This is a genomic window from Pseudomonas sp. (genome assembly GCF_051660785.1).
Classification (GTDB): Bacteria; Pseudomonadota; Gammaproteobacteria; order Pseudomonadales; family Pseudomonadaceae; genus Aquipseudomonas.
On record NZ_JBOFQE010000055.1, the window covers coordinates 1 to 6823 of the forward strand.

The following is a 6823-nucleotide window of genomic DNA, read 5'->3' on the forward strand; positions in this document are numbered from 1 at the left end:
AACGTGCGACCTACCTGACATCGTGGCTGCACGAGTACAACTGGCATCGCCCGCATGCCAGCCTGAGTTATTTGCCACCGATTAGCCGAATAGCATCCGTGAACAACGTGGTGGGTTTACACAGCTAGCTCCCACAGGGGTTGCAGTGATCACAAAATTTGTGAACACCACCGATCCTTGTGGGAGCTAGCCTGCTAGCGATAGCGGTAGAAGGGCGCTTGCTGACCGTCAGAACAGAATCTTCGCCACATCCGCAAAACGCTTGGCAAAGTGCACGGTAATACCTTCCTTCAGATAGTCCGGCAGTTCATCAAAGCTTCCACGGTTCGGCTCCGGCAGGATCAGTTCGAAGATCTTCTGCCGCCGCGCCGCGATCACTTTTTCGCGCACCCCGCCAATCGGCAGTACATGCCCGGTCAGCGTCAGTTCGCCGGTCATAGCCACGCCTTTTTTCGGCGCCTGGTTGCGGGCGAGCGAGAGCAGGGCGCTGGCCATTGTCACGCCGGCGCTCGGGCCGTCTTTCGGGGTGGCGCCTTCCGGGACGTGCAGGTGAACGAAGGCTTCGTCGAAGAACTTCGGATCACCGCCAAACGACTTCAGGTTGGAGCTGACGTAGCTGTAGGCGATTTCCGCCGACTCTTTCATCACGTCGCCCAATTGCCCGGTGAGTTTGAAGCCACGGTTGAGCGTATGAATGCGCGTAGCTTCGATCGGCAGAGTGGCGCCGCCCATGCTGGTCCAGGCCAGGCCGGTGATGACGCCGGTGCCGGACAGCACTTGTTCGTTGCGGAACACCGGATGGCCGAGCGAGGCTTCGAGGTCTTTCGGACCAATTTTGATCACGGCTTTCGGCTCGTCGATCAATTTCACCACGGCTTTGCGCACCAGTTTGCCCAGTTCCTTTTCCAGGTGGCGCACCCCGGCTTCGCGGGCATATCCGTCGATCAAGGCTTTCAAGGCGCTGTCGCTGATGCTCAGGCTGCCCTTGGACACGCCGGCCTTTTCGAGTTGTTTGGGCCACAGGTGACGCTTGGCGATGGCGATTTTTTCTTCGGTGATATATCCCGACAGGCGAATCACTTCCATCCGGTCCAGCAATGGGCCGGGAATCGAATCCAGAGTGTTGGCGGTGCAGACGAACAGCACTTTCGACAGGTCCAGACGTAGGTCCAGGTAGTGGTCGAGGAATTCGACGTTCTGTTCCGGGTCGAGGGTTTCCAGCAGCGCCGAGGCCGGGTCGCCCTGGTAGCTTTGGCCCATCTTGTCGATTTCGTCGAGCATGATCACCGGGTTCATCACTTCGACGTCTTTCAACGCCTGTACGAGTTTGCCCGGTTGCGCGCCGATGTAAGTGCGGCGGTGGCCCTTGATCTCGGCTTCGTCGCGCATGCCGCCGAGGCTGAAGCGGTAGAACGGCCGGCCGAGGGATTCGGCGATGGATTTGCCGACACTGGTTTTACCCACGCCGGGCGGGCCGACCAGCAAGACGATGGAGCCGCTGATCTCGCCTTTATAGGCACCGACCGCGAGGAATTCGAGGATGCGGTCCTTGATGTCATCGAGGCCGGCGTGGTGTTTGTCGAGCACCTTGCGCGCGTGCTTGAGGTCAAGTTTGTCCTCGCCGTACACGCCCCACGGCACCGAAGTCGCCCAGTCGAGGTAGTTGCGGGTGACCGCGTATTCCGGCGAACCGGTCTCGAGGATCGACAGCTTGTTCATTTCCTCTTCGATGCGTTTTTGCGCCTGGGCCGACAGGACTTTGCCTTCCAGACGCTGCTCGAACTGCTCGATGTCGGCGCTGCGGTCGTCCTTGGTCAGGCCCAGCTCTTGCTGGATGACCTTGAGTTGTTCCTTGAGGAAGAACTCGCGCTGATGCTCGCCGATCTTGCGGTTAACTTCGGCGGAAATCTCTTTTTGCAGGCGCGCGACTTCGACTTCCTTGCGCAGCATCGGCAGGACTTTTTCCATGCGCTTGAGCATCGGCACGCAGTCGAGCACTTCCTGCAGCTCGTTGCCGGTGGCCGAGGTCAGGGCGGCGGCGAAGTCGGTCAGGGGCGACGGATCGTTGGGGCTGAAGCGGTTGAGGTAGTTTTTCAGCTCTTCGCTGTACAGCGGGTTGAGCGGCAACAGTTCCTTGATCGCGTTGATCAGCGCCATGCCGTAGGCCTTGACCTCATCAGTCGGCTCGGTGGGCTGGTGCGGGTATTCGACTTCCACCAGGTATGGCGGGCGATGGTGCTTGAGCCAGGTGCGGATGCGCACACGGGTCAGGCCTTGGGCGACGAATTGCAGTTTGCCGTTTTCGCGACTGGCGTGGTGCACCTTGACCAGGGTGCCGTACAGCGGCAGGGCCGAGGTGTCGAAATGGCGCGGATCTTCCTGGGGCGTGTCCATGTAGAACAGGGCCAGGGAGTGGTGATCGGATTTGCTCACCAGATCCAGCGTTTCAGCCCACGGTTCTTCATTGACGATGACCGGCAGCACTTGGGCCGGGAAGAACGGGCGGTTGTGGATCGGGATGATGTAGACCTTGTCCGGCAGGTTCTGGCCGGGCAGGGCGAGGCCTTTGCCGGTGGAAGGGTGTTCGGCGTTCTCTGGGTCGGCGTAGTCGCTCGGGTCTTCGGGGAATTCTTGCTGGTCGCTCATGGGGCACCTGCGCAATGGGGTATGGGTCTTAGATGGGGCAGGTGGGGGGTGGTTTCAATGGGGCGGGATATTTCTGGGTGTGTGTTCAGGGTTTGGACAGGTGTGTTTGACTTGGCGGCCTTTGGGCCGACCATGTTCTTGGTGGTTGTGTACATATCCATTTCTGCGGTAACGGCGACTTAGGGTTTCGCCCTTACGGCGACTCACTTTTTTTTCAAACGCCAAAAAAAAGTAAGCAAAAAAACGCTCGCCCCAAGCGTCCGGCCCCTCGCTAAGGCTCGGCGTTCCTTCGCTCCGGTATCCATCCGGGGACACTGCCCTCCGGTTGGCTTCGCTGCACCTACATGCAGCGTGTTCGACTGCGTCGAACGGCGCTACGCGCCACTCCCCGGATGGACACCTCCACTCAGCCTCCCGAAGGGGCGGGTGGATCAAGATCAAAAGCTGAAGGCGAGCTAACGCTCGGCCTGTTGAGTGGTGAGAATCAAAAGCTGTACGCCGATCCATTGTGGGAGCTGGCCTGCCAGCGATGGCGGCCTGCCGGCCGACCAATTTCTTGCAAATGTACCCCAACCCCTGTGGGAGCTGGCTTGCCAGCGATGGCGGAGTGTCAGACGACATCAGTGCTGGATGTCAGACTGCAATCGCGAGCAGGCTCGCTCATACAGGGGGTTAGCTGTGTGGCGCAGGTTTGGTATGGCGACGTTATCGAGCATCCGGTTTGCCGCCAATTCGGCCAGCATGACGATCTGTTGAATCGCCATCGCCTTGTGCCGGTGCGGGCCTTCCAGATAGTCCGCGAAATCACTCGCCATCACACTGGCCTGGGCCAACGACTCGCAGGTGTGGGCCAGCAGGTCCTCGTCTTTGATGTCCGGTGCGATCACAAACATGGTGCTGGGTTTTCGCGCGGCGGGGGATTTGAGGGCGGCGGGGTTGAGGTAGTGATCCAGCGCGCGCTCGGCGGCTTCGTTGATTTTTTTGGAATCGAGGGATTCGTAGGGGGAAACGTCGTCGGTTTGCGGGGGATTCGGGGTTTCTTTGAACATGGTGAAGCTCCAAGTAAGTAATGGAGCCGCCACTGATCGCCGCGACGCGATGTTAGGTGGCAGCTGTACGCAGGTTCGCGGACCGAGCTACTTGGAAACCCGGCATACCCGAAGGTATCCCGCGCACAGCCACCATAGGATCAAACGACAAGCATTGAAGGCAGGCCGATTTAGGCGGGTGATTATGCACCAAGTAAGCTGATTCAGGCCGCGACGCCTGTTCGCTAATCTGCAGCGACACCCAAAGCCTATCCTCTCGACTTCTGACACAACAACCGCTAGAACCTGTCGGAATTCTCCTCCGGAACAGCCACAGCTGTAGGACGTCGGCAAAAAAATTTAGGTCCGACGCTATCCAATGTGGGAGCGAGCCTGCTCGCGATGGCTATTTAACATTCAACATCCAGGGGGGCGGACAGTCCGCCAGCGCGAGCAGGCTCGCTCCCACATTTTGTTCAGTGGTGTGGCGATAAAATTGGCACCCACAAAAAAGGCGACCCCCTCGCAGGAGTCGCCTTTCCTTTAACCGCCGCTAAACCTTACTCGGACAGTTTGTACGCAATCACATAGTCACCCTGCTTGGTGCCCAGCGAACCGTGACCGCCCGCAACGACCAGCACGTATTGCTTGCCGTCCTTGCCGGTGTAGGTCATCGGCGTGGTTTGCGCACCTGCTGGCAGGCGGCCTTCCCACAACTGCTTGCCGTTTTTCACGTCATAGGCGCGCAGGTACTGGTCCAGGGTGCCGCTCAGGAAGCCAACGCCGCCAGCGGTGACGAAGGTGCCGCCCAGGCTAGGCACGCCCATGCTCAGCGGGATCGGAACCGGCGAGCTGTCGCGCACGGTGCCGTTTTTGTGTTTCCAGATGATTTTGCTGGTGGTCAGGTCGACCGCTGTCACGTAACCCCAGGCAGGTGCCTGACAGGGCAGGCCCACAGGCGAAAGCAGCGGTTCGAGGATGACGCCGTAAGGCGCGCCTTTGTTCGGCTGCACGCCTTCGGTTTCGCTTTTACGCGGACCTTGGGCTGCGATTTCGGCCGCCGGGATCATTTTCGACTTGAACGCCATGTAGTCCGGGTTCATGAAAGCAATCTGACGCACCGGGTCAACCGAGATGCCGCCCCAGTCGAACACGCCGAAGTTGCCTGGGTAAACGATCGAACCCTGCAGCGATGGCGGCGTGAACGGGCCGTCGTAGCGCATGGATTTGAAGTCGATCCGGCAGATCAGTTGGTCGAACGGGGTCACGCCCCACATGTCGCGCTCTTGCAGCGGCGGCGGCATCAGGTTGAGGTCGGACTTCGGTTGGGTCGGCGAAGTGTGATCACCTTCGACAGCGCCTTGTGGCACCGGCACTTCGTTGATCGGCACGATCGGCTTGCCGGTGCTGCGGTCCAGCACGTAGATGCTGCCTTGCTTGGTGGATGCGAGCACCGCTGGCTTCACGCCGTCAGCGGTTTTCAGGTCCATCAGGGTTGGCTGGCCACCGACGTCCATGTCCCACAGGTCATGGTGGGTGAACTGCATGTGCCAGCGCACCTGGCCGGTCGCGATGTCGAGGGCGGTCAGGCCGGCGGCGTGCAGTTCCGATTCAGGCGTGCGATCGCCACCGAACTGGTCCGGGGTCTGGTTGCCCATCGGCAGGTAGAGCATGCCGAGTTTTTCGTCGACGGCGAACATGGACCACATGTTTGGCGAGTTGCGGGTGTAGACCTGGCCTTCGGCAATCGGTGTGGTGTCGTCAGGGTTGCCGCTGTCCCAGTTCCACACCAGTTTGCCGGTGTGCACGTCGAACGCGCGGATCACGCCGCTTGGCTCGTCGGTGGAAACGTTGTCGGTGACGTGGCCGCCGATCACCACCAGGTCTTTGGTAACCGCTGGAGGCGAGGTGGAGTAGTAACCGCCGGCGTTGAAGCCGCCGATGTTGGCGCTCAAGTCGACCTGGCCTTTGTTGCCGAAGTCTTCGCACATCTTGCCAGTGTCGGCGTCGAGGGCGATCAGGCGGGTGTCGGCGGTCGGCAGGAAGATCCGGCGTGGGCAGACCGTGCTGACCGGCGCAGGGCTGGCGGTGCCGGTAGGGCTTTGCTCGGACGCGTAAGCGGCGTCATCGTGATAGGTCACGCCACGGCAGGTCATGTGCGCCCAACCCTTGAAGTTCGCCGCGTTTTGCGTGGAGAGCTTCGGATCGAAACGCCAGATTTCCTTGCCGGTGTCCGGGTCGAGGGCGATCACCTGGCTGTGCGGCGTGCACACGTAGAGCATGCCGTTGACTTTCAGCGGGGTGTTTTCGGCCGTGGTTTCGCCCGGGTCGTTCGGCCCTGGCAGGTCACCGGTGCGGAAGGTCCAGGCTGGAACCAGTTTGTTCGCGTTCTGCGGGGTGATCTGCGCCAGTGGCGAGTAACGATCGCCGTGGGCGCTACGGCCGTAAGAGTTCCAGTCACCGTCGGGCATGGCCGGAGCGGTGTTGGTCATGCCTGGCACGCTGTCGCGGTCCAGTTGGCCTTTGATTTCACCGGGGTTGGTGAACTGGCTGGCCAGGGCAGTAACGCCAGCGAGCACTACGGCCACGCTCAGTGCGCCAGTGCCCATCGGCGCAGGGCCGGTGAGCAGCAGCGGACGGCGGAACCACGGCAGCAGCATGACGAGGCCCAGCGCAAACAGCATCGCCAGACGCGGCACCAGTTGCCACCAATCGAGGCCGACTTCCCACAGGGCCCACACGGTACTGGCGAACAGCACCAGTGCGTAAAGGCCCAGCGCAGCGCGGCGGGCCAGAATCAGCAGCACGCCGGTCAGCGTCAGGCCGATACCGGCCAGCAGGTAATACAGCGAGCCGCCGAGCATGCTCAGCTTGATCCCGCCGGCCAGCATGGCCAGGCCCATTAGCAGAAGCAGAATGCCGAGCAGGGTCGGCAACAGACGGCTTCGACTCAAAGCACCATCAGTGCTCATAGTGTGGTTCTCCGTGACGTTTCAGGTTGTCCCGCGCAAGTTCACTGTAGATGACGATCCTGTGCGGGCATGGTTCATATAAAAATGGTTCGGTTGATCGGGGCCCTTGTAGGAGCCGGCTTGCTGGCGATGGCAGTGTGTCTGGCAATAAATGTGTTGGCTGACACGCTGCCATCG

2 protein-coding genes and 2 pseudogenes are annotated in these 6823 nt (G+C 60.7%); 1 reads left to right on the forward strand and 3 read right to left on the reverse strand.

Annotated features, from left to right (window positions below):
- Nucleotides 1-128 (forward strand): annotated as a pseudogene (locus ACRC4F_RS13190) (IS481 family transposase); the annotation flags it as partial.
- Nucleotides 129-228: 100 nt separating this feature from the next.
- Here the strand turns inward: ACRC4F_RS13190 and lon are convergent.
- The 3 genes and pseudogenes from lon to ACRC4F_RS13205 all read right to left on the reverse strand — a co-directional run bounded on the left by lon (nt 229) and on the right by ACRC4F_RS13205 (nt 6646).
- The gene (gene lon, locus ACRC4F_RS13195; protein ID WP_438659691.1) at nt 229-2646 is read right to left on the reverse strand and encodes an endopeptidase La; all 2418 of its coding nucleotides are present in this window, start codon (nt 2644-2646) and stop codon (nt 229-231) included.
- Nucleotides 2647-3318: 672 nt separating this feature from the next.
- A pseudogene (locus ACRC4F_RS13200) lies at nt 3319-3695 on the reverse strand (DUF6124 family protein).
- A 539-nt stretch (nt 3696-4234) separates the two neighbouring features.
- Nucleotides 4235-6646: a glucose/quinate/shikimate family membrane-bound PQQ-dependent dehydrogenase gene (locus ACRC4F_RS13205; protein ID WP_438659692.1), complete on the reverse strand. Its 2412-nt coding sequence runs from the start codon at nt 6644-6646 to the stop codon at nt 4235-4237.
- Between the last annotated feature and the right edge of the window lie 177 nt (nt 6647-6823).

Bases quoted from the DNA above. Each gene is read 5' to 3' on its own strand.
- lon (WP_438659691.1), bottom strand. From the start codon at position 2,646: ATGAGCGACCAGCAAGAATTCCCCGAAGACCCGAGCGACTACGCCGAC.
- ACRC4F_RS13205 (WP_438659692.1), bottom strand. From the start codon at position 6,646: ATGAGCACTGATGGTGCTTTGAGTCGAAGCCGTCTGTTGCCGACCCTG.